Source organism: Chloracidobacterium sp., assembly GCA_016716305.1.
In the GTDB taxonomy this organism is placed as follows: domain Bacteria; phylum Acidobacteriota; class Blastocatellia; order Pyrinomonadales; family Pyrinomonadaceae; genus OLB17.
Genome location: JADJWP010000002.1, coordinates 591,992 through 616,528 on the forward strand (window position 1 = coordinate 591,992; position 24,537 = coordinate 616,528).

General features: G+C 53.1%; 19 protein-coding genes. 5 read left to right on the forward strand and 14 right to left on the reverse strand.

Annotated features, from left to right (window positions below):
- Window positions 1–61 precede the first annotated feature (61 nt).
- From IPM28_04540 to IPM28_04590, 11 genes are all read right to left on the reverse strand, one after another.
- A complete protein-coding gene (locus IPM28_04540; protein ID MBK9172262.1) occupies window positions 62–544 on the reverse strand; it encodes a biopolymer transporter ExbD in 483 nt (160 codons plus the stop codon).
- 48 nt (window positions 545–592) lie between these two features.
- A complete protein-coding gene (locus tag IPM28_04545; GenBank protein MBK9172263.1) occupies window positions 593–1,039 on the reverse strand; it encodes a biopolymer transporter ExbD in 447 nt (148 codons plus the stop codon).
- Window positions 1,040–1,079: 40 nt separating this feature from the next.
- Window positions 1,080–1,787: a MotA/TolQ/ExbB proton channel family protein gene (locus IPM28_04550; protein ID MBK9172264.1), complete on the reverse strand. Its 708-nt coding sequence runs from the start codon at window positions 1,785–1,787 to the stop codon at window positions 1,080–1,082.
- Window positions 1,788–1,939: 152 nt separating this feature from the next.
- Complete coding sequence (locus IPM28_04555; protein ID MBK9172265.1) at window positions 1,940–2,752, reverse strand: TonB family protein; 813 nt, start codon at window positions 2,750–2,752, stop codon at window positions 1,940–1,942.
- 428 nt (window positions 2,753–3,180) lie between these two features.
- A complete protein-coding gene (gene secF / locus IPM28_04560; GenBank protein ID MBK9172266.1) occupies window positions 3,181–4,278 on the reverse strand; it encodes a protein translocase subunit SecF in 1,098 nt (365 codons plus the stop codon).
- Between the two features lie 61 nt (window positions 4,279–4,339).
- Window positions 4,340–6,019, reverse strand: a complete 1,680-nt coding sequence (gene secD, locus IPM28_04565; GenBank protein MBK9172267.1) for a protein translocase subunit SecD — start codon at window positions 6,017–6,019, stop codon at window positions 4,340–4,342.
- A gap of 76 nt (window positions 6,020–6,095) precedes the next feature.
- Entirely contained in the window at window positions 6,096–6,392 is a 297-nt protein-coding gene (gene yajC / locus IPM28_04570; GenBank protein MBK9172268.1) for a preprotein translocase subunit YajC, read from the reverse strand.
- Between the two features lie 61 nt (window positions 6,393–6,453).
- Window positions 6,454–7,638, reverse strand: coding sequence for a tRNA guanosine(34) transglycosylase Tgt (gene tgt / locus IPM28_04575; GenBank protein MBK9172269.1), 1,185 nt, complete (start codon window positions 7,636–7,638; stop codon window positions 6,454–6,456).
- A gap of 20 nt (window positions 7,639–7,658) precedes the next feature.
- Window positions 7,659–9,119, reverse strand: coding sequence for a redoxin domain-containing protein (locus IPM28_04580; protein ID MBK9172270.1), 1,461 nt, complete (start codon window positions 9,117–9,119; stop codon window positions 7,659–7,661).
- Between the two features lie 3 nt (window positions 9,120–9,122).
- Window positions 9,123–10,472, reverse strand: coding sequence for a ribosome biogenesis GTPase Der (gene der, locus IPM28_04585; GenBank protein MBK9172271.1), 1,350 nt, complete (start codon window positions 10,470–10,472; stop codon window positions 9,123–9,125).
- 138 nt (window positions 10,473–10,610) lie between these two features.
- Complete coding sequence (locus IPM28_04590; protein ID MBK9172272.1) at window positions 10,611–11,006, reverse strand: hypothetical protein; 396 nt, start codon at window positions 11,004–11,006, stop codon at window positions 10,611–10,613.
- A 63-nt stretch (window positions 11,007–11,069) separates the two neighbouring features.
- Here IPM28_04590 and IPM28_04595 point away from each other — a divergent pair, with 63 nt between their 5' ends.
- On the forward strand, window positions 11,070–11,849 hold the full coding sequence (locus IPM28_04595) for a hypothetical protein (protein MBK9172273.1): 780 nt from the start codon (window positions 11,070–11,072) through the stop codon (window positions 11,847–11,849).
- A gap of 271 nt (window positions 11,850–12,120) precedes the next feature.
- Here IPM28_04595 and IPM28_04600 read toward each other — a convergent pair whose 3' ends face one another.
- Both IPM28_04600 and IPM28_04605 read right to left on the reverse strand, forming a co-directional pair.
- Window positions 12,121–12,834 carry a hypothetical protein gene (locus IPM28_04600; GenBank protein ID MBK9172274.1) on the reverse strand — a complete coding sequence of 238 codons (714 nt, stop codon included), beginning with the start codon at window positions 12,832–12,834 and terminating at the stop codon, window positions 12,121–12,123.
- A 63-nt stretch (window positions 12,835–12,897) separates the two neighbouring features.
- Complete coding sequence (locus IPM28_04605; GenBank protein ID MBK9172275.1) at window positions 12,898–13,869, reverse strand: KpsF/GutQ family sugar-phosphate isomerase; 972 nt, start codon at window positions 13,867–13,869, stop codon at window positions 12,898–12,900.
- A 346-nt stretch (window positions 13,870–14,215) separates the two neighbouring features.
- Here IPM28_04605 and IPM28_04610 point away from each other — a divergent pair, with 346 nt between their 5' ends.
- Entirely contained in the window at window positions 14,216–14,740 is a 525-nt protein-coding gene (locus tag IPM28_04610; protein MBK9172276.1) for a hypothetical protein, read from the forward strand.
- 115 nt (window positions 14,741–14,855) lie between these two features.
- On the opposite strand, the gene IPM28_04615 is transcribed toward IPM28_04610, so the two are convergent.
- Window positions 14,856–21,197, reverse strand: coding sequence for an Ig-like domain-containing protein (locus tag IPM28_04615; protein ID MBK9172277.1), 6,342 nt, complete (start codon window positions 21,195–21,197; stop codon window positions 14,856–14,858).
- Between the two features lie 402 nt (window positions 21,198–21,599).
- On the opposite strand from IPM28_04615, the gene IPM28_04620 reads away from it, so the two are divergent.
- From IPM28_04620 to IPM28_04630, 3 genes are all read left to right on the forward strand, one after another.
- On the forward strand, window positions 21,600–22,379 hold the full coding sequence (locus IPM28_04620) for a PspA/IM30 family protein (protein MBK9172278.1): 780 nt from the start codon (window positions 21,600–21,602) through the stop codon (window positions 22,377–22,379).
- 43 nt (window positions 22,380–22,422) lie between these two features.
- Window positions 22,423–23,274, forward strand: a complete 852-nt coding sequence (locus IPM28_04625) for a hypothetical protein (protein ID MBK9172279.1) — start codon at window positions 22,423–22,425, stop codon at window positions 23,272–23,274.
- Between the two features lie 195 nt (window positions 23,275–23,469).
- Window positions 23,470–24,525 (forward strand): hypothetical protein, encoded by a 1,056-nt coding sequence (locus IPM28_04630; GenBank protein ID MBK9172280.1) that lies wholly within the window; start codon window positions 23,470–23,472, stop codon window positions 24,523–24,525.
- Window positions 24,526–24,537 lie beyond the last annotated feature (12 nt).

Consider the following 24,537-nt stretch of genomic DNA (forward strand, 5'->3'; position numbering starts at 1 on the left):
TGCTCCATTAACGGCCGGACGATCAGGAGGCGACCACGCCGCCGAGCGTCGCAAGGCCAAATTATTCTGCTGACAGATCGTCGATCTGTAACCCGATCGGCTGTGCTCCGGCCATTTTGGCTGCATCGATCACCTTGACCACATCACCGTAACGAACGGACGTAGGCGATTTGATAAAGACCGTTTTCTCGATCTCGTTCGTGCCTTCGCGTCGAACGTCATTATTCTCACGCTGCTTGAAGATGTCGGCCAATTTTGTCGTCAACGCCTCAGGCTCATCGACCGTACCCGCCGGCTCATTATTGAGCAAGAGGCCGCGAGTAGCTCGGTTGATCGCGATCACCAGGGTCAACGGGTTCGGCTTGACCTCAAGATTCTGCTGCTCCTTGGGCTCTGCCGGCACCTTTGCTTCAAACTTGCTGGGCTTGACCGGCGTGATGATCATAAAGATGATCAGCAGCACCAGCAGCACGTCGATCAGCGGGGTAACGTTAATGTTTGGTGTGGCTTCGTCGTGCGAGCCACCGCCTGTTGACATTCCCATAATAATTACCTCATGAGGAGACAAAAGGACCGCCTTCGGCCCTCGGGCCTAATTCTCAGCGGAGTCGCCTCCCTTCTTACGGTCGGCAACCAAACCGATCTTGTCGATGTCCTGCTTGCGGATCGTGTCGATCGCCTGCACGACCGTGCCATAATCGACATCGACGCCGCTCTTGATATACACAATTCGTTTATCAGGCGCTTTGTCTTTCATCATCGACTGGATCTTTTCGCCAAGTGCCGAGATCGGAAACGGATCCTTCCCGATATAGAAATCGTTATTGTTCGGTATCGAGATAACGACTGACGTATCCTTGGTGATCTCGGCATCTTCGACCGGCGTGTTCATCTCCTTCGGAATATTCACCGTAACGCCTTGTTGGAGGAGCGGCGTAACGATCATGAAGATGATCAGCAGCACCAACATGACGTCCACCATAGGTGTTACGTTGATCTCCGAATTATATTCATCGGTTCCCCCGACTTTTGCTCCCATGGCAATATTCTCCCTTCCGTTAATACTGTCGGATATCGAACTAGCCGTTCAGTCGTTTGGTTCGCTGCCGGATGAAGTAGTCGACCAACTCGGATGCCGAGTTTTCCATTTCGACGCCGAAGCTTGTCACCTTGTTCGTAAAATAGTTGAAAAGCCAAACGGCCGGGACGGCCACGGCGATACCAAAAGCGGTTGCCACGAGAGCTTCGGCAATAGCGGCACCCACCGCGCCGATACCGGCATTTTCAGCCTGAGCGAGAGCGACGAAAGCACCGATGATGCCCACAACGGTTCCGAACAGTCCGACGAACGGAGCGGTCGAACCAACGGTCGCGAGTCCGGAGAGGCCGCGCTTGAGTTCGGCCGTCTTGACGGCGATCGCCCGATCAAGGGCACGCTTCGAAGCTTCCATTTCGTCAGCCGTTATCTCGGAATTTCCCTGATGCGCGCTGAATTCTTTGAGGCCCGAAGAAACGACCATTGCAAGGTGCGAATCTTTGTGCTTGTCGCTGATGCTGATCGCTTCATCAATGTTGCTGTTCTTCAAAGCCTGAGCAACTTTTGGTGCATACTGACGGGACTGCGCCTTGGCCTTGTTGTAGGTAAGCCAACGCTCGATACCGACAGCAATAAGGTAGACGGTCATGATCATCAGCGTGATGATAACGAGCCAACCCGGGATCGTTAAACTGGCGGCGATATCGTAGATACCGAAAGAGATCTTTTCTTGCCCACCGGCAGCGAACATAAGGAATGTGCCCTGGAATTCACTTCCGAGCAGGCTTGCGAAAAAAGTCATGATTTTTCCTCCAAAGAAATCGAAAAGTTTTAAGATTGCGTAAAAAACTTTTGTACGCAGCGGCAGGGTCGATCTGCCGCCGCGTGACATTCATCGTCCCATTAAGGAGCGACAAAATTGTATGTGATAACACCCGAGACCTTGACCGGCTGACCCGAAAGCATTGTCGGACTGAAACGGGCACTCCGGGCCGCCTGAACAGCAGCGGCTCTGAGAAGCGGATGGCCACTAACGGCACTCGCCGAGATGACGCTACCACTTTCACTGATCAGGACCTGAACCGTTACCGAACCACCAGCGCGGACAGCTCTTGCTGCGGGCGGATATGGCGGTTTGGGCAAGCTGGTCGCCCTTCCGTTAAGAACACCGCCTGAGATCTGTTTCGGGACGGGCGGCTTGGTCGGCGGCGGCGGCGGGGCATCGCGTCCGGTTTCACCATCACCGCCTCCGCCTCTGAGTGCGCTGTCGCTTCCCGTTCCGGTGGCGTTCACCGGTCCTTTGTAGTCCGGCGGCGGTGCATTGGCCGCGCTGTAGTTCCTGTCACCCAGAACCGTGTACTTGTTCGGATCCCTCGGCGGAACAGTGTTCTTAACAACACTGGTTTTGTCCGGCGGTTTCGGAGGAGTCTCCGACATGCTGGCGATGATCTCTTTACGAACGTCGACGTTCGGATCTTTCTGCTTCTCTGGTTGCTTTTCCGGCTCCGGTTCCGGTGCTTCTTCGATCACCGGAGGTGCAACGAGCGTCTGAAGCGAAAGCTCGTCGCCGCCCATATTGAAGTCCTTTGCAAAAAGACTATAGAGCCAGGCACTGAGAAAGACGGTGACCATTATGATGGCAGTTGTTAAAAGAAAACCGCCTCGCCTGGTATCTTCGCCTGCATGGCTTTTAGATTCGACTAATTGATCTAACATCTCTAATCCTCCCTGTTTTAGGGTGCCAAACTTTGGTCAGGGCCCCGATGAACCCTGCAATTCGTTCGATGACGTATCTCAGGCCCGACGTTGTAGTACATCTCATCAACAACGGGTCCGGGCTCTCGATCTGTCGGCTTCTTAACGTATGAACAATTGTTCATCGAGTGCGGGGCAAAAAGGAACTCTGCCGGCAATCCAAACAAAAGCTCTACGACCTCCATTTTGAAAGGGCCTCAAAACGGATAAAAGCAGATACGAAATATTTAATTGACCAGCAACGTAAAGAAGTCTAATTTCTAAAAACCTGAAAGTCAAGAATAATCGCAGTACTTTGAACGGATATTCTTATCTTTTTGCAAATATCATTCAGCATCGGATCGCCGCAGAACGTGATCTTCGCCGATGAACCGAATTGCCCGGTATGGTCATCGTGTTACCGGCCTGCGTGTGACCGAACGCCGCGATGCCGAAGCGAGCTTTTCTGTAGTCGGTGCGGACTGGACGTCTTTCATTTCCGCTTTGCCGATCTTGCTCTGCCACCAGATCGCGATCGGACTCGCGATGGCTATCGTCGAATAGGTGCCGGTTATAGAACCCACAAAAAGCGCCAACGAGAAACCCCGCAGCACCTCACCTCCGAAAAGCACGAGAGCGAGCACAGACAAAAAGAAGAGGCCGTTCGTCACAATGGTACGCGACATCGTTTGATTGATGGCCTTGTTCGTTAACGAGTAAAGCGAGTCGTTACGGTGCAAAGCTACGTTTTCGCGGATGCGGTCGAAAATGACGATCGAGTCGTTGACCGAAAATCCGACCAAGGTCAGTAATGCCGCAAGCACCGTAAGACTGACCTCCCATTGAAAAAGTGTAAAGAACGCGAGCGTTACCAACACGTCATGAAAAACCGCAATGACGGCTCCGGCCGCATACGTCCAGTCGTACCGAAATGCGATGAAAAGAAGCATGCCGATCATGCCAAGAAGCGTCGCGATCACAGCGGCGTCGCGAAGCTGAGATCCAGCGACCGGGCCGACCGAATCGGTTCCCACTATCTTGTACGCCGCATTGGCGTCCTGACCAAGCGCGAGAGTCGGCTCGGCTTCTTTACCAAATGTATCCAACGCTGAACGCACAAGGGCACGTCCTTTTTCGACCTGAGAAGCTCCGGTCGTTACAGCATCCGCCGCGGATCCTTCACCAGACGCGATGCCCTCGACCAGGGGAACCTTTATAAGCACCTCGTCGGTCTTGTCGGTCGAATCTTGGATTATCGGTTCACCGATGCCGACGTTGTTCAGTGCCGACCTGATCGCGTCAGGAGTCGGCTTCTCTTTGAACTTGACCGTAATGACGGTCCCTCCCTGAAAGTCAACGCCGAGATTGAACGCGTCAGTCCCGCCCGGCGTGAACTGCCGGACCATTGCCGAACCGAGCCCGGCCAGCAAGACCGCGATCGATAGAAAGACCAGAGGCTTTCGGAGGCCAAGCCAATCTACATTGAGATCTGTAAAGAATTGAAACATTGTTTTCTACAACATATCGCTGAATACATAGACCACGATCCGGCGGTCATCCAGCACAAGATCAAATACTTATCTGCTTCATCTCAGGATTTCGCTCGAGAAGCCACATGAATATCGTTCGCGATACAAATACCGAGGTAAAGAGGTTTATAAGCAAAGCAAGAATAAGAGTTACCGCAAACCCCCTGATCGGCCCTGAACCATAAAGGTAAAGTATCGTGGCCGAGATTATCGTCGTCACGTTTGCGTCGATGATAGTGACGAAGGCCCTGTCAAACCCCGTCGAGACGGCCTTTGCGACCGGCTGCCCCGCCCTAATTTCCTCACGCATTCGTTCGAAGATAAGCACGTTCGAATCGACGGCCATGCCGATACCGAGAATAAATCCCGCAATGCCCGGCAACGTCAGCGTTGAGTCCAGGATCACAACACCGGCGACCGTCAGGATCATGTTCAGCGATAAGGCGATCACAGAATTGATCCCTGACGCACGGTAGTAAAAAAGCATGAACACAACAATGAATGCGAGTCCTGCCAGCGAAGCAGTCACGCCCGAGCGTATCGAATCGGCACCGAGGCTCGGCCCGACTGTCCGCTCTTCGAGATACTCGATCTTCGCCGGCAATGCACCGGACCTCAGCGTTAATGCGAGATCGTCTGCAGTGGCTTTGGTGAAACGTCCCGAGATCTCGCCCTGATCAAAGATCTGCGAGCGAATATACGCGGCAGACTTGACCTCGTCGTTAAGGACGACCGCCATGTAATTATTGATATTTCGGCCCGTCCATTCGCCGAATTTCTGTGCGCCGGCAGGCTTGAACGAGAATGAGATCTGGTAATCGCCATCGTTGCCCGTACGCGATACGGCATTGGCGTCACGCAATTCGCTGCCGTCGACGACAGCCGGATATTCAACGATCACGAATGACTTGGGTCTTTCGGCCGGACTCTGCGTTGCGGCCGTCTCGTCGCGTTCGGCGTACGGCATTATGCGACGGGTCGGCGGAACCGCTCCGCCAAGCGACTGTCGGGCAGCTTCTTCCGACGGGAACGTCTGCACCGGAGATGGGCTTGGCGGGCTGACGATCTTCATCAACATCAAATTTGATTCCGCACCGATCAACGACTTAACGCGTTCGGGGTCATCAACGCCTGGCATTTGGAGCAATATCTGAGCTGACGATTCGGCACCATGACGCTGCAATGTCGGTTCCTTCACGCCAAACGCATTGATTCGACTCTCGATGATCTTCAGTGCCTGCTCGACCGCCTGATTCTTCATCACGGTCTGAACATTTGATGGTAACGACCAGGTGATCGAGTTTCCGCTCGCATCTTCGGTCCAATTGAAAAGATCGACCTTTTTCTTGACCTCTTCCGCTACTGCGGCAGCCTGGGCCTCGTCGGTCAATTGAAGAGTGAATGAGTAAGTTGAGCCCTGCGTGACGGTGGAATTGCCCGAGACTGGAAGCTTGGCGTCCTGAGCCGCCGTGAGAGCCGCCTGAGCGTTGTTCTCGGTCAGCGTCTTGAGATACTCGTCAGTCCTTACGCGCATCACCAGATGCGAGCCGCCTTTTAGGTCGAGCCCGAGATTGATGTTCTCTTCGAGATTTGTTTTTATCCCCTGCCAGGTAAAGTCCTGGCCCGTCGGGGTTCGACGAGGACCGAAGACAAAGTAAATGCCGATCAGCGTTATTGCTATGATCAACGCCGTCCTGATTGCCAAACTCTTGTTTTTCATTAGTGAAACATCGGCCTTTGAAACACATCGCTATCCCGGAGATGCGTCTGTGTAATGAACTCAGGCCTGAAGATCGTTATTCCGCTCTTTTTCCTACGACAGCGCTTTTGCCTATCTCAATGAACGATTTGTCCGCGCTGTTGATAATGAAACTGTTTTCCTTGATCTCCTTTATCTTCCCTATAACACCGCCGTTCGTTACGACCTCGTCGTTAATCTTCAAGCCGGCGATCATTTCCTGCAGCTGCTGTTTCTGACGCTTTTGAGGAAGTATGACCAGAAAATAAAAGATTCCGAAAATAAAGACGAAAGGCAGCAATATCCCAACGAGACTGCCGCCGCCGTCCTGAAAATAAGCAAGTAGAATATTCATTATTACAACACCGAGAAAATAAAAGGTTAATAATATACGTTCCGCGAGCGGTAATCAAACGTCACCCCGATTCACCTTCGCTCAACCTGGTCAGGAAATCCTTTTTGAATCGCGAGAACTCGCCGGATTTGATAGATTGCCGAACGCGACGCATCGTGTCAAGGTAGAACGCCAAATTGTGATGTGAGATCAAGGTTGCAGCCGTCATTTCGCCAGCCTGGTAAAGGTGCCGAAGGTACGCCCGCGAATATCTCCGGCAAACCGAGCAATTGCAATCGTCATCGAGCGGCGAAGTGTCCGCCGCGAACCTTGCATTACGAATATTGAGTTTCCCGCGCGACGTAAAAACGCTGCCCGTCCGCCCGTTTCGCGTTGGCATCACGCAGTCGAACATATCGACCCCCCGAGACACCGCCTCGATCAGATCCTCCGGCGTGCCGACGCCCATCAGGTATCGAGGTGCGTCTTGCGGCATTTTCGGAGCCAGGTGCTGCAGTATGCCGTACATAACCGATTTCTCTTCGCCAACGCTCAAGCCGCCGATCGCGTACCCGTCAAAACCGATCTCAACAGTTTGTTCAAGACTCTTGTCCCGAAGGTCGAAATGGCCGGCGCCCTGAATTATTCCGAAGAGTGCCTGTTCGCCCGATAACTTTTCTGAATGCGAGTTCGGATCCAAATATCCTTTGTCGGCACCTTCGGCTTGCAGCCGGTCGAACCTGCTTTTTGATCTCTGCGCCCATCGTATTGTTAACTCGAGACTTTTTTTTGTGGCTTCGTACCCGGCGTCACCAGGCGGACATTCGTCGAAGGCCATTACGATCTCGGAACCGAGGGCCGCCTGGATCTCCATCGATATCTCGGGTGAAAGAAACCGTTTGCTGCCGTCGATATGAGAACGAAACTCAACGCCATCCTCTGTGAGCTTTCGAAGATCGGTCAACGAAAAGACCTGAAAACCTCCTGAATCCGTGAGAAAGGACCGCGGCCAACTGGTGAACCGGTGGAGGCCTCCAAGCTCGCGTATCAGGTCGGGTCCGGGCCGTAGAAAGAGATGGTACGTGTTCCCGAGGATTATCTGAGCATCCATCTCTTTCTCGAGCCATTCGAACCTAACGCCTTTTATCGAGCCCTGTGTACCGACAGGCATGAAGACCGGGGTTTCGATCAACGATCGCCTGGTAGACAGTAAGCCTGATCGCGCCTCACCGTCCTTTGCTGTCACTCTCCAATCGATCGCGCCCATTCTGAACTCGCTGCCGTCCGTTATTTGCCCAAGAGTGCCCGTATGTTCGGCGAACCGATACCCGCTTCGGTCGTAACGACCCCCTCGGCATTGACCAGGACCGCAGACGGTGTTCCGAACAGTCCGAAGTTGATGGCCTTGATATGACGGACATCGATAATTACCGGTGACTGGAAGCCATAGGACCTGAATTCATCCGCGTCGCCGTCAGCAAGAATAACGATCCGTCGCCCACCGTCCAATCGTTCGGATTCCCATTTTTTTATCTCGTCGGCCATCTCAACGCAGTGCGGACATGCGAGGCTCCATGCGATGACCAATGCCGGTTCACCGATCAGATCATTTTCGGTCCATTGGCGTCCGTTGATGTCCGTTAGTTCGAACTTCGGTATACGTGAGCCGATCTTGATAGCGCGTCTTATTGCGGGATTCGCAAAGAACGTGAACGGCCGAGATAGATCGGAGGCCTTGATGCGCTCTGCAAGCTCCCGAATGGCTCGGTCGCCAGCCGCTGGGTGGCTTGCGATCGAACCATCCGTGCCGACAACGATAGCGGTCGGCGTCCATCGCGCGTGAACTAACTCGGCAAGTTCGCGCTTTTGCTGCAACAGCAGTCGGTCGCCTTCGAATCCGGCAAATTTCGAAAGATTTTCATCTGGCTCGCCGCTGCTTATCAAAAAGATGTCCATTTTTTCAGCGAACTCCGAGCACCATTCCTGTATCTCCGGAAACAGAGCTCGACACGGTCCGCATTCCGGGCTGACGAATATCAGCATCAAAGGGCGCGCTCGCGAAAGCAGATGTTCGAAGCGGACCGCCTTACCGGACGCCGACGGTAACTCGAAGTCAGGGAAAGGAGCACCGATCGGAAGGCCGTCTGCCGGGTCCCCTGCATTCTCGCGAACGGCCGGAGATCCGCCCTCAAACGAACCGATCGATTCGAGCCGACCGGAAAACTGTGCAAACTGGTCCGAGAGTTTCTTTACGAAGAAAAGCAGGGTCACAGAAAGCATTAGGCATGTGACGATGAGAAGGGTTTGGATCGACTCTGCTGGCGACTCTGCCAACGCGAGCCCCTGACCACCGCTCCCCTGTATCGCAAGGACCAATGCGAGTGCGGCAAATCCAACGCTGCGGATGATACTGCTCCGCCCAACGGGCTCACTGTGGATCTGACCAAAGCAATGACAATCGGGAGCCTTTCCCCTTGCAAGCATATGGATCATTCCGCCAATAAATATAAGCAGGAGGAGCAGGCCGACGATCGCGGCAAACCAGGAAGTCGCATTGAACAGGAACAGTGCGGCAATAAGAAGCTCGACGATCGGCAATGCTAACGCGGCGAACGGCACAAAGCTCGACGGAACGCCAAATTCCGTGACCGCTTTCCGCGACCCAGCCGGATCCATTAATTTCCCGATCCCCGCGAGTGCGAAGACGCCGAAAAGAAAGATCCGGATCAGAAGTAGAACGGTTTCCATTAGCTATTTTTTCTTTGTTTTATGACGCTCCTTAATTCTTATCGGCGTGGCGAAAAACTCAAAAGCACCTCGTAACTGATTCTCGATGTACCTCAGATACGAGAAGTGCAAACCCGCCTTATTGCCTCCTGAGGTAAAGAGCACGAAAAGCGGAGGACGGAGGCCGCCCTGCGTAATGTATTGCACCTTTAAACGCGAGACACCGCCCTTAACCGGTGCAGGTGCGGTTCCGCCGCGGGGTTGGGCGATACTGTCTTCGAAAAACTTGTTCAGCTGCGACGTCGGAATCCTCAGGTTCCGTGCTTCATTCGCTTTGACCACAAGCGGCAAGACTCTGGTGACCCGTTGTCCGGAAAGCGCCGAGATAGCGACCATCGGAGCCCAGTCGAGAAACTTCATCTGACGCCGCAGGCTGCGCTCAAATTCGTAGATCGTATTCGTCTCTTTTTCCTCGACCGCGTCCCATTTATTAACGGCGATAATGACCGAACACCCTGAATCGACCGCATAGCCGGCGATGTTCGCGTCTAGGTGCGTCACACCTTCGACAGCGTCGATAACCAAAACCGCAACATCGGCCCGCTCAAGTGCCTTTTTTGCCATTATCACCGAGAGCTTCTCGGCCATTTCAGTCGTCTTCCCTTTTCGCCGAATTCCGGCCGTGTCGATAAGCAGAAATTTCTGCCCGTCGAGGGCAAAATGGGTGTCGATGGCATCGCGGGTCGTTCCGGCGATCGGCGACACGATTGTACGCTCTTCGCCAAGTATCTTGTTCAGAAGCGACGATTTGCCAACATTCGGCCGGCCGATAATGGCGAGTTTGATCTCGTCGGACACCTCTGTTTCAGCTTCATCCTCAAATTCAAGGACATCGAACAGGTCGTCAAGCAGATCACCGATCGAGGTGCCGTGCTCGGCTGAAAGCGGAGTCACGTCAAAGCCAAAGCCGTAGAACTCGGCGGCTTCTTCTTCGACCTTTCGCGATTCGCATTTGTTCGCCGCGATAAAGACGGGCTTTCCGATATTTCGAAGAAATACCGAGATCTCTTCATCAAGCGGCGTTATGCCTGCACGTGCATCGACCACCCAAACTATTGCCTGGGCCTTATCGATAGCGAAGCCTGCCTGTTTGAAGATATTTGCAGGAATCACCGCATCATCGTCGGGGACGATCCCTCCAGTGTCGACGAGTTCGAACGTTTTCGATTTCCATTCGACATCCCCGTATATCCGATCGCGTGTGATGCCCGGTTCGTCGCCGACGATCGATTTTCGCGAACCGGTCAACCGATTGAAAAGAGTCGATTTTCCGACGTTCGGCCTCCCGATTATTGCTACCAAGGGCGGATTCATTACCTTCAGGATAGTAGAGAAACGCGTGACTTGCACGTTAACAGTCACTTTAATCCAATGACCGAAACACGCCGACAAAAAAAAATGACCCCGCCCGAGACTTTGCCCGAACGGGGTCGATAGATGGATCAGGCAGCTTTAGAACCGGACGATCTCAACGATCGCACCGATTATCGCTCCGAGGATGTTGTAACGACCGTTATCGTAGTAACCGTATTGATTCTGGCTGTAATAGCCATCTTCATAACCTCGTTGAAAGCCTTGTCTGAAGTAATAATTATACTCGTCAAGGCCGATGTAATAGCTGTCGTACCCGAAAGAGGCATCCTGATAACCGTAAGAATTCTGCGGGCTGAACTGCCATCCGTCCTCGCGATCAGAGCGTCCGGCATAATAACCCTCTTCGTAACCACGATTGACCGCATCCTCGATCATCTGCGCGCCGTATTGACTGGTGTAGTAGTAACTGCCGCCACGCGTGTATCGGTAATCGTAGATAAGGTTGTCGTAATAGCGTGCCTGCTGTAGCCTCAACTGATCACGTCTGATCTGTTCCCAATATCGCTGCTGGTAGCGTAGGTATGCCAGCCGCCTCTGTTGCTGCAGTTGACGCTGTCGCCGATCCTGGATCGACTGCCAGTTTTGCCACCGGTTGTTGTATTGATTCCAACGCTGCTGCTGAAGCTGACGCTGCTGATCGCGGTCGTACTGCTGATACCGACCGTTGGAATTACGGTTCCGGGCGTCATTGTTCCAGGTCGGGCGCTGTTGTGCCGGCCGCCGCTGAGCCTCCTCGGCCCGTTGCTGCTGTGCCTTGGTCTGTTCACCTTGCTGCTGGCGAAATACGCGTTGCTGCTCCTGCCCCAGCTTCTCCTGGTTTCTCTGCTGCTGACGCCAAACTTGCTGCTGCTGTTCCTGACGTGGCCGCTGCTCAACCTGTTGCTGACGTTGACGCTGTTCCTGCTGAGCTTTTTGCTGGGTGTTCTGCTGTTGCCGCCATACAGGTTGCTGTTCCTGCCGCGAGCGCTGTTCGACCTGTTGCTGCTGCTGACGTTGGCGCTGTTCCTGCTGAGCTTTTTGCTGGGTGTTCTGCTGTTGCCGCCATACAGGTTGCTGTTCCTGCCGCGAGCGCTGTTCGACCTGTTGCTGGCGTTGGCGCTGCTCTTGTTGAGCCTTTTGCTGCGTACTCTGCTGCTGCCTCCACACCTGCTGCTGTTCCTGACGCGACCGCTGTTCGACCTGTTTTTGCTGTGTGTTCGTTTCAGAACGGTTTCGCTCGACTCGAGCCGGGCGTTCCTTTACCTTTTCCTCGCTGCGCACCTGTTCTTCCTTGGTCGCGGTTCCCTGTATGTTTCGACGCTGGGCATCTACGTCTGAGGCCGCAAACGCAAGAAACACAACGCTAGCGAGCACCGCGAGACCAATTGGACTTATTAAATTCTTTCTCATTTTTTTCCCCAACTTCCGATCGATATGCCGAGGCTTTCGACACTCCAAGGATGCTACGCCGCAAATCGCGTACCAATCGGAAAAGACCATGTTTTACTCTATGTTTGGGGCTTGAAAGCGGATATCGACACCAAATCGTGATATTCGCCACGATTTCGTCGATTATTTATATTGTAGGGTCAACTCTTAGGTCGCAGAACTACAACCTGGAAAACTCGTAGGCGATATGGATCAGCAGACTGCCGTTCTGGATCTCATTCCTGACGCCAACAGCTTTCATCTTGAGGTTGCCGGAGTTTTGTATCGGGACGATGAACGACACCTTGTCCATCCGGATCACCTCGATCGGGTTGATCTTGCGATCAATGGCGTTTTGTACCATACGGGCGATCAAACCGCTTCCGACGCCACCGGTGCCGCTGAGGATCACATTCAAGACCTTTGCGTCTGCGACCAACCGCTGCGATTCCTGATCGAAACGCAGTTCGATATTCGTTTCAGCCCAGCCCGAGAAATCGACGCAGCCGACAAACGGTGGATTGTACGAACCCCTGAAAGCGAGCGGGGCGTATATCTTACCTTCGCGAAACCTAACTGCAGTTCGTATCCCGTTGAGTTCGCGGCTTAGCCTTATCGACTCTTTGCAGGCCGACGCAGATTCTTGCGGAAAGAACGAACTTGGATATGTGATCGAAATTGATGTCCTCTGATCGTCGGGGATGAACTCGTCGACCCTTCGCTTCGAACCCGCGATCGAAAATTCCGGCGGTTCGCCGTTCTGGAACAACGCATCGACAACGGTGTCGAAAAATTGTTCGCTCAGACCGATCGAAATTTCGGTGCGTTGAGCGTTAGCGGCTGAAACAAACAACAGGGCGAGGATCAAAAGGGATGGAACAAGTCGTACTTTCATATTTTGTTCGATCAATTAATTTGGATGTTCGTTTCAGAAGATTCGTTGGTTGTCGGTAGAGCTTCAGATCCCAGCCCGGACAAGATCATGAAGCCTTAGCATACCGATGCACTCCCCGCTACCGTCGACCACCGGCAGCACCGAGATCTGCGACGGCCGATCTTCCATTAGCCTGAGAGCGTCAAAGGCTAGAGCATCGGGACTTGTGCAAATCGGTGAACTGGTCATCATCTGTTCGGCTGAAAGCGACGAGAGCATTTCCGTTTTGGTTTTCTCGATCGTACGGCGAAGGTCGCCATCGGTCACGATACCGAGAAGCTGGCCGTCCTTGCTAACTACATTTACCGCACCGAGCGAGGCATCGGAAATGGCCTTAACGACTGCAAGCCAACCAGTCTCGAGTAGTATGTTTGGGCTTGGATGCATGAGATCGGCAACCTTTAAGGTTAACCGCTTGCCGAGCCGGCCCGCCGGGTGATTTGCCGCAAAATCCTCAGCCGTCTGGCCTTTTGCTTCCATTACGGTCATTGCAAGAGCGTCGCCGATAGCAAGTGCGACCGTGGTCGATGTCGTCGGGGCGAGATTCAGCGGACAGGCCTCACGATCCACCGAAGCGTCGAGCACGACGTCAGAGCATTTTGCGAGCGACGAATCCAAACTGCCAACGATCGAGATGATCGCGACACCGCGAAGCTTCAGCGACGGCACGATCGCGAGAAGTTCATCGGTCTCGCCCGAATTGCTAAGCGCTATCACGACATCGTCTTCCCGGATCATTCCCAGGCTGCCGTGCAATGCGTCGGAGGGATGAATAAAGACCGCGACCGTGCCGGTCGAAGTCATCGTTTGAGCGATCTTTTGTCCAATGACGCCCGATTTGCCAACACCGAGGATGACGATCTTACCTCGGCAATTCACGATCAGATCAACGACCCGCTCGACCGAATCGCTGTTGATCTGTTCCGCCGCGCGTTCGATCGCCGAGGCCTCGAGCCGCAAATACTCGACGACCCGCAATGAAGATCTCTTTGCCATTTCGTATTTTGGATCCATTTCGCGACAAGGTTGAGTTCAGTGAACCGGCGATCGGCTCATTGAACAACTTTCGGTGAATACGTACACGGATAACCCGTCCGTTTTCGAGATACTAACATAGATACATTATCTCAGGCTTTTTTTGGTCGACGCTATTCGCGCTGCAAATCCAGCTGGCAAGACGCCGGTTAGATCGCGGGCTTGGTTTTGTTTGCGGTGGATCGGATAGGCGTTCGGGGGATTTGTCTCGTTCAAGAAATTGGTTGACACACTCCGATATTCAAAAATACAATCCAGCGCATTCCGATCGTCAAAGATTTCTGAATTGTCCGGAGGATTATTGCAGATGAGTACCTTCACTTTGTACCTGAAACGCAAGAGTGGTTCAAAAGAGGCCGCCGAAAAGGCCATAACGTTACTGAAGACCTATCTGCCGAAGGTTGTCGAAAAGAACCCGGCGTTTACGGGCTCTGATGCCGTTCTGGTCGACGAGAATACTACGCCAACGCTGGCCGAAACAGACGTCATCGTCTATATGGTGAAGAGCGTAGGAAAGAGTATTATCGCGGCAAAAGGCGGTGACGTCAGCATTGCGCATTCGAACGGAAACCTTCTCGGTCTAACTGACCTTAACCTGAAGATCTGTGAGGTATATTTCGATCGAATGTATGACGGAAGTCCAAAGGAATTGTCAGGAGCGTGTTATCACGAGGCGGCCCATATCAAATCGAATATGGATAACTCGATGCATAAAGGACAGGACGGTTTTCTGAAGGACGCACCTGATTACAACGGCAGCCCGACCGATAAGAATGCCGAATTCCTGGCAAAGCACCTCGGCAAAAAGGTATCGATGAATGCAGGTTATTGAGCGTCAAGGATCTAATGTGCTTGTTCGGTTTGAAGGCGATCGCTTAAAGACGTCCGCGGTTCGGAACCTTTCACCGAACCACGGAAGTCTTACCGTCTGATATTTGGGTGGCTTTCTATTCGACCCTCAAGAAGTCGGTACCAGATCGCCCGAACGTCTCTGGTGCATACATTTCCTCGGCCTTTGCGGGCGGCACGACGAATTGACCAGGTGTCGTCGCACGTGTCACGTAAGTATAGTTGTAGACACCTTCCCAAAGGAGCGAACTGAACGCCTCGGCACGCTCGTCGCGGAAGTTCTGGTGTTCGAACCAGTTTGCCCTCCACCAATAGTAGTTCCGGCCGAGCGAACGGCTTCCGATCTCAGCGACGCCTGTGTTGCCGCCTCCAGTGTCGGGCGGTAATGCTTCTGTGGTCGCGAGACCCGGATTCAGGATCTCGAGCCCCGCGGGCAGGTTATCGACCAAAGCAACGTGGTAACGCCGGGACTGTGCGATCATCGTTAGCCTCACACGGACACGAGCACCGGACCTGACCGTCCAAGAGCCATCCGGATTTTGCTTAACATCGTCTGCGGAATCGACCGCTTCGTATTTGCGCAGAACCGTAAATCCGTAATCGGCCGGTTCGAGCTTCAGATTCTTTGGCGCATACTGCATGCCTATCCGATAGTAAAGGCGACCAGCACCTTGTCTATCGAGGATCAGGTTCGAGCTTCCGCCCTGACCGACCAAATAAGACATCGGGATGTTCAACTGATTCGAATCGACCGACCGTCCTTTGAATGCTTGTTCGCCGGCGTAGGTGTTCCCGAGCCAGACCTTTGTCACAAAGTCCGGCGTCACCTTCTCAAACGCATTGAAATACTTGTCCAACGCCAAAAGAATGAACACATTCTCTTGGGTCGAACCCCAATGCCCTTTCTTCCGATGTGCAAGCAGTCCGCGAACGAGTTTTGGAATCAGATCCTCGACGGCTGGCTGTGGTATCCCGGCAGCATTGGCTTTTTCGCGGATCTTCACCATCGCTTCCAACAAAACGCCGTCAGCACGGCGATTTGAGTACATGATCAACCACCCGCCATCGCCATAATTCGTCACGAAGTTTGCAGCTGCCGCGGTCTCGGTAGTTCGGTTCATAAGGAACCGGGTAATAGCATCGACCTCAGCAGCCGAATTCTTATCGTCAGCAAGGACGGAAAGTACCCAACCGAGTGCCTCAAAAGGCATCTTTTCGATCGTCGCTTCGGAAAGTAGTTTTTTCGCCTTTCCCGCGTCCTTGTCGCCCATCATGTTCCGGATGTACAGCGCATAGGCCGAGATCGTCCAACGAACCTGCGGCGACGATATATACCATTGATCCTTTAAGTGGCTTTCGATATTCGATAGATAAGGCTTTACCTTATTGATCATTTCGTCGGGCACTTTATAGCCCTTTGCCTTAGCCAATGCGAGAGCGTGCGCGACATGGATCGTAAGGAAAGGATACTCATAACGTTCCCTTTCCCGTTTCCATAGGCCAAAGCTCCCGTCGTTTCGTTGACGCGACTGCAGGATCTGGATGTCGCGTGCGAACTTTGCCTCGAGTTGAGCGGCTGTCGGCATGTCCTTTGCTTTGAACGCGTTCAAAACGTCGCGAAGCGCGGCGGTCGAGATCATCCGCGACGAGATCTGCTCGGAACATTCGTAAGGATAATTCGCAAGATAGATATACGCGTCTGTAAGTTCTTGAAGTTGTGTAGAGCTGGTCGTTACTTCGAGACCGCCAAACTGGGGAAAAACATCTCCCGGTGTTTGCACAGGTTGGAAAACAGCTCCATTTGCATCGGTTGTTCCGTATGTCGCGAATGCCTCGGTTGTTGCCGGCGTCCAAACCGGGAGCGAGATCTCCGCCGCATCACTGTTTCCGCCCGAGTTAACGGCGATCTGGAACCGGGCAGTACCGGCCTTTATCGTCGAGACCGGAAAGCGGACCTCTTCTCGTCCGTTAGCCCTGACAAGTACGCGCTTTCCGACGTTTTGGGTCCCTGCATCCGTCGAGGCACCGGTTAGCTGCGCGTTAGTTGCCCTGATCGCCACGTCAACTGCCATGTCCTGATCCGTCTGGTTCTGTACGACGACCGGCAGTTCGATCTTGTCGCCAAAATTCATGAATCTCGGTGCGGATGGCCTAACCATCAGCGGCTTTTTGGCCGTTATGTTAGATTCGGTCTTGCCAAATCGCTTGCCGGTATCGACTGAAACCGCGGTAATCCGATAACGCGTAAGGTTGTCAGGCAGCTTAATATCGACGGTCGCACGGCCGTTTGAATCCGTCCGGACAGAAGGCGCAAATACAGCCAGAGCGTTGAAGTTCTGCCGCAGTTCGATCGGTGCCTGAGCTTGAGCCTGATCGTCAGCCTCGTCCCTCGCACCGTCTTTCGACATCTCGTTGGCACGGTCGGCCCTCGCCTCAGATTTCATCTTTGCCGCACCGGCAGCGCTCGGTGCTGCCGCAAGCTCCATCGTCTGTCTTCCGCTTATCGGGAGGCTTGCGGGCGGAGGCGGCGGCTGCTTCTTTACGTCTTCCGGATTGCCCAGGATAATGTCTTTGCGGGAATGATAATCCTGCGTGCCCATACCGCGCGACGTATAGAAAACTGACATCGGGTCTGCCACGGTGTATCGCGAAAGTGCGAGCACGCTCTCGTCGACAACCACGACCGCGACCTCGCTGTTTGCGACCGGTTCACCTCGATGATCTCTGACGTCTATCGTGATCTTGGTCTCGCCGCCCGGAGCGAGAGTCGAGTCGCGCGGTTCGGCTGAAACCGTCAATTTGCGCGAGGCGGTCGAGATCGAAAGGTCGATGTTGCCGCTTGCAAACGCTGGACGATCTGCGAGTTTCGGATCGACCTCGCCCTTGTCGTTCTGCCGCGGAGCGGTTCCGACGATATCGACCTGGGCATGGATGTTCGGCAGGTAACTTTCTTCGATCGGTATTCTCAGTGTTATCGACGAATCCTTCATCGAAAACCTCTCGGTCTTGACAATTCCATCTCGGCGAAGAGTAAGAACTCCCTCTGCAGGGGTGAATGGAGCGATAACAAGCAGTTCCGCAACATCGCCCGGCTGATAGTCCTTCTTGCTGGGGATGATCTGAACTTGTTCCTGTTCAACGCTGCGATTTGGCGGCGTCTTTCCGCCGGGAACCCAAACCGTAAATTCGCTTTCGTTGAATCGTTCCCGATCGTCCATAACGAGGGCGGACACCAAATACCTTCCGCCGTTTTTTGCCACAAAGTCGCAACGGGCGGCTTTATCTGCCGATTTTACCGAGCAGATCTGTTCGTCCACAGTGACCTCTTTCCAAGATCCGGCTTCGAATCGCCAGTCTTTGAGCAACGCCTTGATCTCGATATCACGTCCCGGTTTGAGGATGCCATCGAGGTCAGTAACGATCGATTCGACAACTATCTTTTCGCCCTTTTGGACGAAGGTCCGAGGTGTCTTGATACCGACATAGAGATCTGCCGGATGAACAAGAAGCGATGTTTGCCCCGCCCACGTCTGGCGGTTGACGTCCTGAACCGAAGCCGAAGCGTTTATGGCATAGGGTCGCGGGGGCTTGACCGATTCGAAATCGATCTTGAGTAAATGTTTGCCGGCAGCATCGGTAACCCCCTTGAAATACTGGGTCGTTCCCGGAGCACCTGGACGCCCGCCAAAATAATCGTATCCGCGCCACCACGGCACCCACGTACCGAAAACGTAATCATCGCGGTTCGGCGGCGTATAACTTGTCGGCGTCGCGGTCACGGTCCAGTTGGTCTCAGCGTTTGCCAGGCCCCCGCCCGCATAGTATTTCGCCTCGACCGAAAGGTCCGCTTTTCCGCCCACAAAATGCGGTGCTTCGCTATCGACCTTGGCCGAGACCTCGAATTCGGGCCGCCGAAATTCCTGTATCTGAAATTGATGCGAGTTTGCCACCGGTCCTCCGGGCGAATCGCTAAAATCAATTCGGCCGTAACCGAGATTTACGTTGTCCGGAAGCGAGAATTTAAGATCAAAGGCTCCGAATACATTAAGTGTGACCGTACCCTTTGCAACTTCATTGTTTCGTGGATCTTTTGCCGACCAAGCGTATTTCAATTCCCTACCGCCAAGCCCCTGAATGTCGCCAAGTTTGCCGGCGGTCTGTAGACGGACGTAGCCTTTAACCGCGACTTCCTCCTTCGGCTTGTACATCCTGCGATCGTCAAAGACAAACCATCGGTAACTGTCGGATTCAGGCTTCTTATACCAACTGCCGTAATCCTGCCAATAATAGTCCGTGTTCTCGGGCAGAAACGCGATGTCCTTGCCGCGACGGGCGATCAAAAGGTTCTGGCCTTTTTGCGAAGGCTGATCAGAGAGGGGCAGCCTGAGGATGCCATTAACGCCTGTCAGCCTTGTTTGTGTCGGCTCGATAGTCTCTAATTCAGCGAACGTCCCATCCTCGTTGACGGATACTATCTCGGCCGGATCGGGTCCGCCCCAGTTCGAGAACCACTTCCAGATCGAGCCAAAAAACGATCCGCCGCCGCGGTTTTCTGCCTCGCCGGTGGTCGTCATACCGCTGCTGACCATGCTGTCATTCGGATAGATCGATAGTTCGACACCCGTGAGCGGTTTGCCCGTCCTGAGTTCCGTTGCGAAACCGACCAACTCTGCATTGTCAACGAATGCATCGAGCCCGATCTGGGTAGATTGGATCCATGTGACGATCCGTGTCCGGTCATATTTATCGCGTTTGATCGTTGGCTCGATATCGAGGATCAGGTTGCCAAAACCGCCGTTCAGCGCACGTGCGAGATCGATGCGTGTCTCGACTAGTTCGTCAGACACATTCTTGATCGGCATAACTTTGTCCGAGAACACGGTCCCAGGCATCACCGGCCGTCTGCCATCGTCGTAATTAAGATATCGAACGTACTGTTGGTAGGCGTGCCAATCCTCGGGCTTTACATTGTGGATCCTGACTCGAACATTTGCGTGATTCGTAGAATAGATCGAAAACGACGGGATCGCGGTTGGGTCGAGAACGGTCATGAAGCCGCCCTGAGCATACATCGTCGCCTCGGCGGACCCGACTTTGATCGATGCTGTTGCCGGCTGGCCCAATCGCTGTCCGTATATATCGCCGAGCGAACCGTCGACCGTGACCTTGTACGTCGTACGCCCCTTCTTTACTCCCTGGATATAGATGTAGTTTCCTGAAGGGTAAATATTCACTCCCTCGATCGCCGGTTCGATCGTCACCATCTCTTTCTTGAATTTTGATGCATCGATCGAATTCGAGAACTGCAGTGAGAATTGCTCGAAGGGCGAACAGTTCTGATTTCGACGCCATCCGCAAAGAGCCTCGACGAACTTCATTGGCCCATAGGTTTGAAACCCGAACGATTGATCGGCCGCCGTCGTCAAAGGCCCTTCGGCTGAAGGCGTGCCCTTTTGGATCGTAACGTTGATAGGAGATGCGCCAGGCAGAGCATCTTCGACCGATCCGTTTTCGTTGACGGCACGAAATGCGAGCCAACGCCCTTCCAGATTGATATTGGCGTAATATCCGACGCTTGCCTCGACCTCCTCCTTTGTCGCAAGCCTGATAGGCAGCCTTTTGCCGCCACCGGTCACAATGATCGAACGCAGAACGGCTGCAGGGTCGATCGCCTGGTCAAAAGCAACGAACATCACCGCGTCGCGACGAGTCGTTTGGCCGCTCGGTATCATCTGTATCGCCTTAGGCGGCGGGGTCGTGAAGGTCCAAGAGAAGTCCTTTGCGAGCGTCTGCCCCGTTGCTGACTTGGTGCCGGCCGGCACTCTCGCTGTAAATTTCGTCGCCATCGGAAAACGCTTGTCCGTATCGAACATTAGTGTTCTGGTCCCGAGCCAACGCCAGCGTCCGTCAACCTGCGGCGTCATCTCGACCGGTGCGTATTTCGCCGCTTCCTCTTGCGATGTCACGGCAACCATCGGATGCGAAAATGTTACGCTGAGATCCGGAGCCAAAGGTATTTCGCCTTCGGGCGAGAACCTGATGACCGAAAGTGCCTTTTTCGCATCGCCGTACTGAGACGGAGCCTGACTTTCGGTAGCCGGAAACTTGACAGGGATCTTTTCGCCGGTCTTTGGTGCGGGCAAGGTGCCAAGTCTTTTTGCAAACTCTGCCTGATCGTCTGGATCGGATTTGATCTCCGGGAGGCGCCCCAACAGTTTGCCTGCCTCGGATTCGCTTATCGGATCGGTGACAGCGGACGGCTTCACTTCCCGCGTTTCCGCTCCCTCAACTCCGTTGCTCAACGTGAATTTGAGGCCTTGCTCAACTTCCGCCATTTTAATATCCCTCGCTTTTCCAACCGCCTGAGCCGATACGGCGACAGGACCGATGAAGCTTAAGTAGATCGCCAGAAATAATGTCCACGCTGTTAGTTTTTTCATTTCGTTCAAGTTCCAGTTCGAAGAGTTTCGCTGCCGGCCTATTGCGATGTTCGGTCGCCGAGGCCGACAAGTTGTATATCAGGGAACGGACGCGAACATGAGTTCTTGCAATCCTTTAGAAATTGTGACGCCGGAAACGGTTGTACCATCGTCTGGGCGAAAGCTCTGTCGGCGACTAAATATTAACCGTTCTCCCAGCAATTCGATAACGGTAATTTCTACGCAAAGCCTGGCTAGCACCAACCGTCGATCTTCTGCCGGGGCTTAAGTCGGTTATCCTCTTCCCTAAAATCGATTTCCTGTTATACTTATTCGGGAAAATGCAACTTTGAGCAATTTACCGTCGTAGAGATGTTGGCGGAAATGCTGTAATAACAACTTTTTAGGAGCTGGCAGATAGAAATGGGATTGTGGGCAAGGATAACACGAGTGTTTCGGGCGAGTACCGGTGCGGCGCTGGATAAGATCGAGAATCCCGAGTTGGTTTTGCAGCAGACGATCCGCGACATGCGAGACCGAGTTCCTGAACTCAACAATTCGGTTGCTCAGGTCATGGCAACGGAGCGTCTCCTGATCAAGAATGCTGAGAATCTCGAAAAACAAGTTATCGATCTTGATTCGAAGATCAAGGCTTCGGTAAAGATGGGACGCGACGATATTGCGACCGCTTACATCGGCCAATTGCAGCAGGCTCAGCTCGATCTCGAACGAACGGGCGCACAGCTCGAGCATGCGTCGCTCGCTTCAAAGCAAGCGCTCAAAGCCCGCGACAATTACGTCTTGAACATGAAGAAGCGCACCGCTGAGGCGATGCAGCTGATATCGGCTGCCAAGCAGGCAAAACTGCAAGAACAGCTGGCTCAAACGATGGACACTTTTAACATCGGCGACGACGCTTCGACTTTCAACGAGATGCGCGAGAAGATCGACCGTCGCGTTGCTGCGGCGGAAGCCAAACTCCAGCTTGGATCCGCATCGGTCGATTCTCAAATGGCCGATATCGAGCGCGAAGCAATGGATATTCAGCTTCAGGATAAATTGCTCGAATACAAATCTCAGATGGGATTGCTTGGTTCCGGGACCGGTAAGGAAAGCAAACAGATCGCAGCCGGATCTGAGGTCGGAGAGGAAGAATTACTCGAACAGGTCATCGAAACCGAGGTCAAGTCTTCTAACCAATAAGATCATACGAACGCGCGTGAATGTTCACGCATCTCAGTAGTTTATGGCAGACCTGGCTAAGTACCAGCAGAATCTAGAGAAATTCAACACCAGTTACGCCAAAGAAGCGGTTAAGGAACCGCTCAATTTTTGGGGGCTGGCCGGGTTTGCTGTCGCCGCTGCCTACACCGGAAGCGTGATCCCGCTTCTTGTCGCACTGATCGCCGAGATCGCTTATATACTTGTCTTGCCGAATCTTCCCTTTTATCGCCAAATGGTGCAGATGCGCGAAAAGAAACGGCTTTTCGAGTTGAGCCGGTCCAATCGCGAAAAACTGATAAAAACGTTTACGCCCCGCGAACGCGAAGCCGTCGAGTACCTGCGTTGGCTGAAGGAAAAGATCCAAGATAATTACAAGAAATTTACTGGAGCCGGTCAGCTACCGTCGAATCTTATTACGCTCGATCAGCGCTGGGAGGATTTCGTCGATCTTCTCGACGTTTATCGTCGTCGCAAACAACATTTGAAATCGATCAACCGACAGGCTGTCCACAATCAGCTTTCACAGGCATATCGGGCGGCCGAAAGCGCTGACGACGAAAAAACGAAGCGTATTCAACAAACTAATGTTGAGATCTTAAAGCGCCGGATCGCCTCGTTTGATGAGATCGAACGCAGCGTTAAATTGGTCGAAGGCCAATTGCAGTCGATAGAGAACTTCTTTAGTTATCTGAATGATGAGATCGTAACGATGTCAACGCCCGAGAAATTCTCGCTGCTTGATTTTGAGCAGTTGTCTGACTCGATCGCTATGACGAAACAAATGCTCGATGCCACGGCCGATTCGGTCGGCGCTCTTGATTCCTACAATCGCGAGATGGGAAATTACGAGCTGCTGCCGGGTACGAATCAGTAACTGAGCAAATTCACGATCGAACAAAGTTCACGAAAACGCAGCATCTGCTGCGTTTTTTCTTTGTTTGCGCCCGTTCGACCAAACCGACGTATGCGTAGCTGTCTTGCCGATAAATGCGTTTTTTTATACAATAATCGATTTCATTCATTGGTGATTTGTTCATTTTGATTACATCTAAATAGGAAATACAAGAATATGAAACGAGTTGGAATTTTAGCGGGACGCGAAGTGACGTTTCCCGAATCGATAATCAAAAGCATTAACGAGAAAGGCAACGGCGAAGTCGTCGCCGAAATGGTCGTCGTTGGCGGGATCCGAATGGATCAGGAAAAGAAATACGACGTGATCATCGACCGCATCTCACACGAGGTGCCTTATTACAGAGCGATGCTAAAGCGAATGGCGCTCGAAGGCACGTACGTCATAAACAATCCGTTCTGGTGGTCGGCGGACGACAAGTTCTTCAATTTTTCACTAGCCTCAAAGATCGGCGTCGCTATCCCCAAGACCGTGCTTTTGCCGCAGCACGCCTATATCAAGGACATTACAAGTGAATCCCTTCGCAACCTGGAATTTCCGATCGACTGGGAATCGATCATCAACTATGTCGGCTTCCCTGCATTCTTAAAGCCATTCGACGGCGGCGGTTGGAAGAACGTCTCGAAGATCCACTCGCTCGAAGAACTATGGAGCGAATACAACCAGTCCGGGACGCTCTGCATGACGCTGCAGGAAGGCATCGAATATGATCATTTTGTCCGTTGCTATTGCGTCGGTCAGGAAAAGGTGCTGATAATGCCCTACGACCCGTCGAAGCCTTATCTTTCGGGAATGCAGTACGTCAATATCGAGAACTACCTTACCCCCGAACTCCATCAACGCGTTGAAAGGGACGTGATCACGATCTGTAAGGCTCTGGGTTACGATCTGAACACGGTGGAGTTTGCGATAAAGGATGGCATTCCGTACGCCATCGATTTCATGAATCCGGCCCCGGATGCAGAACTTGCTTCGGTGGGCGAATACAATCACAATTGGATCGTCGACAACATGTCCGAGTTTATTCTCAATAAACTCGAGAGCGGCTTTGAGGCACCCGAATACCGCTGGTCGGCTATGCTGAATCCGGCCGAGACGGTCAAAAAAAAAGTAGCTCCTAAGGTATTAAAGGCTTCGACGCCGAAAAAACCGGCGAAGTCGGCACGACCGGCAGATAAAGCGAAATCGAATAAAGCGACCGGCGGGAATTAAAGCCCCGTCGGC

Coding starts and splice junctions, on each gene's coding strand:
- IPM28_04540 (MBK9172262.1), bottom strand. CDS start 544: ATGGGAATGTCAACAGGCGGTGGCTCGCACGACGAAGCCACACCAAAC.
- IPM28_04545 (MBK9172263.1), bottom strand. CDS start 1,039: ATGGGAGCAAAAGTCGGGGGAACCGATGAATATAATTCGGAGATCAAC.
- IPM28_04550 (MBK9172264.1), bottom strand. CDS start 1,787: ATGTTCGCTGCCGGTGGGCAAGAAAAGATCTCTTTCGGTATCTACGAT.
- IPM28_04555 (MBK9172265.1), bottom strand. CDS start 2,752: ATGTTAGATCAATTAGTCGAATCTAAAAGCCATGCAGGCGAAGATACC.
- secF (MBK9172266.1), bottom strand. CDS start 4,278: ATGTTTCAATTCTTTACAGATCTCAATGTAGATTGGCTTGGCCTCCGA.
- secD (MBK9172267.1), bottom strand. CDS start 6,019: ATGAAAAACAAGAGTTTGGCAATCAGGACGGCGTTGATCATAGCAATA.
- yajC (MBK9172268.1), bottom strand. CDS start 6,392: ATGAATATTCTACTTGCTTATTTTCAGGACGGCGGCGGCAGTCTCGTT.
- tgt (MBK9172269.1), bottom strand. CDS start 7,638: ATGGGCGCGATCGATTGGAGAGTGACAGCAAAGGACGGTGAGGCGCGA.
- IPM28_04580 (MBK9172270.1), bottom strand. CDS start 9,119: ATGGAAACCGTTCTACTTCTGATCCGGATCTTTCTTTTCGGCGTCTTC.
- der (MBK9172271.1), bottom strand. CDS start 10,472: ATGAATCCGCCCTTGGTAGCAATAATCGGGAGGCCGAACGTCGGAAAA.
- IPM28_04600 (MBK9172274.1), bottom strand. CDS start 12,834: ATGAAAGTACGACTTGTTCCATCCCTTTTGATCCTCGCCCTGTTGTTT.
- IPM28_04605 (MBK9172275.1), bottom strand. CDS start 13,869: ATGGCAAAGAGATCTTCATTGCGGGTCGTCGAGTATTTGCGGCTCGAG.
- IPM28_04610 (MBK9172276.1), top strand. CDS start 14,216: ATGAGTACCTTCACTTTGTACCTGAAACGCAAGAGTGGTTCAAAAGAG.
- IPM28_04615 (MBK9172277.1), bottom strand. CDS start 21,197: ATGAAAAAACTAACAGCGTGGACATTATTTCTGGCGATCTACTTAAGC.
- IPM28_04620 (MBK9172278.1), top strand. CDS start 21,600: ATGGGATTGTGGGCAAGGATAACACGAGTGTTTCGGGCGAGTACCGGT.
- IPM28_04625 (MBK9172279.1), top strand. CDS start 22,423: ATGGCAGACCTGGCTAAGTACCAGCAGAATCTAGAGAAATTCAACACC.
- IPM28_04630 (MBK9172280.1), top strand. CDS start 23,470: ATGAAACGAGTTGGAATTTTAGCGGGACGCGAAGTGACGTTTCCCGAA.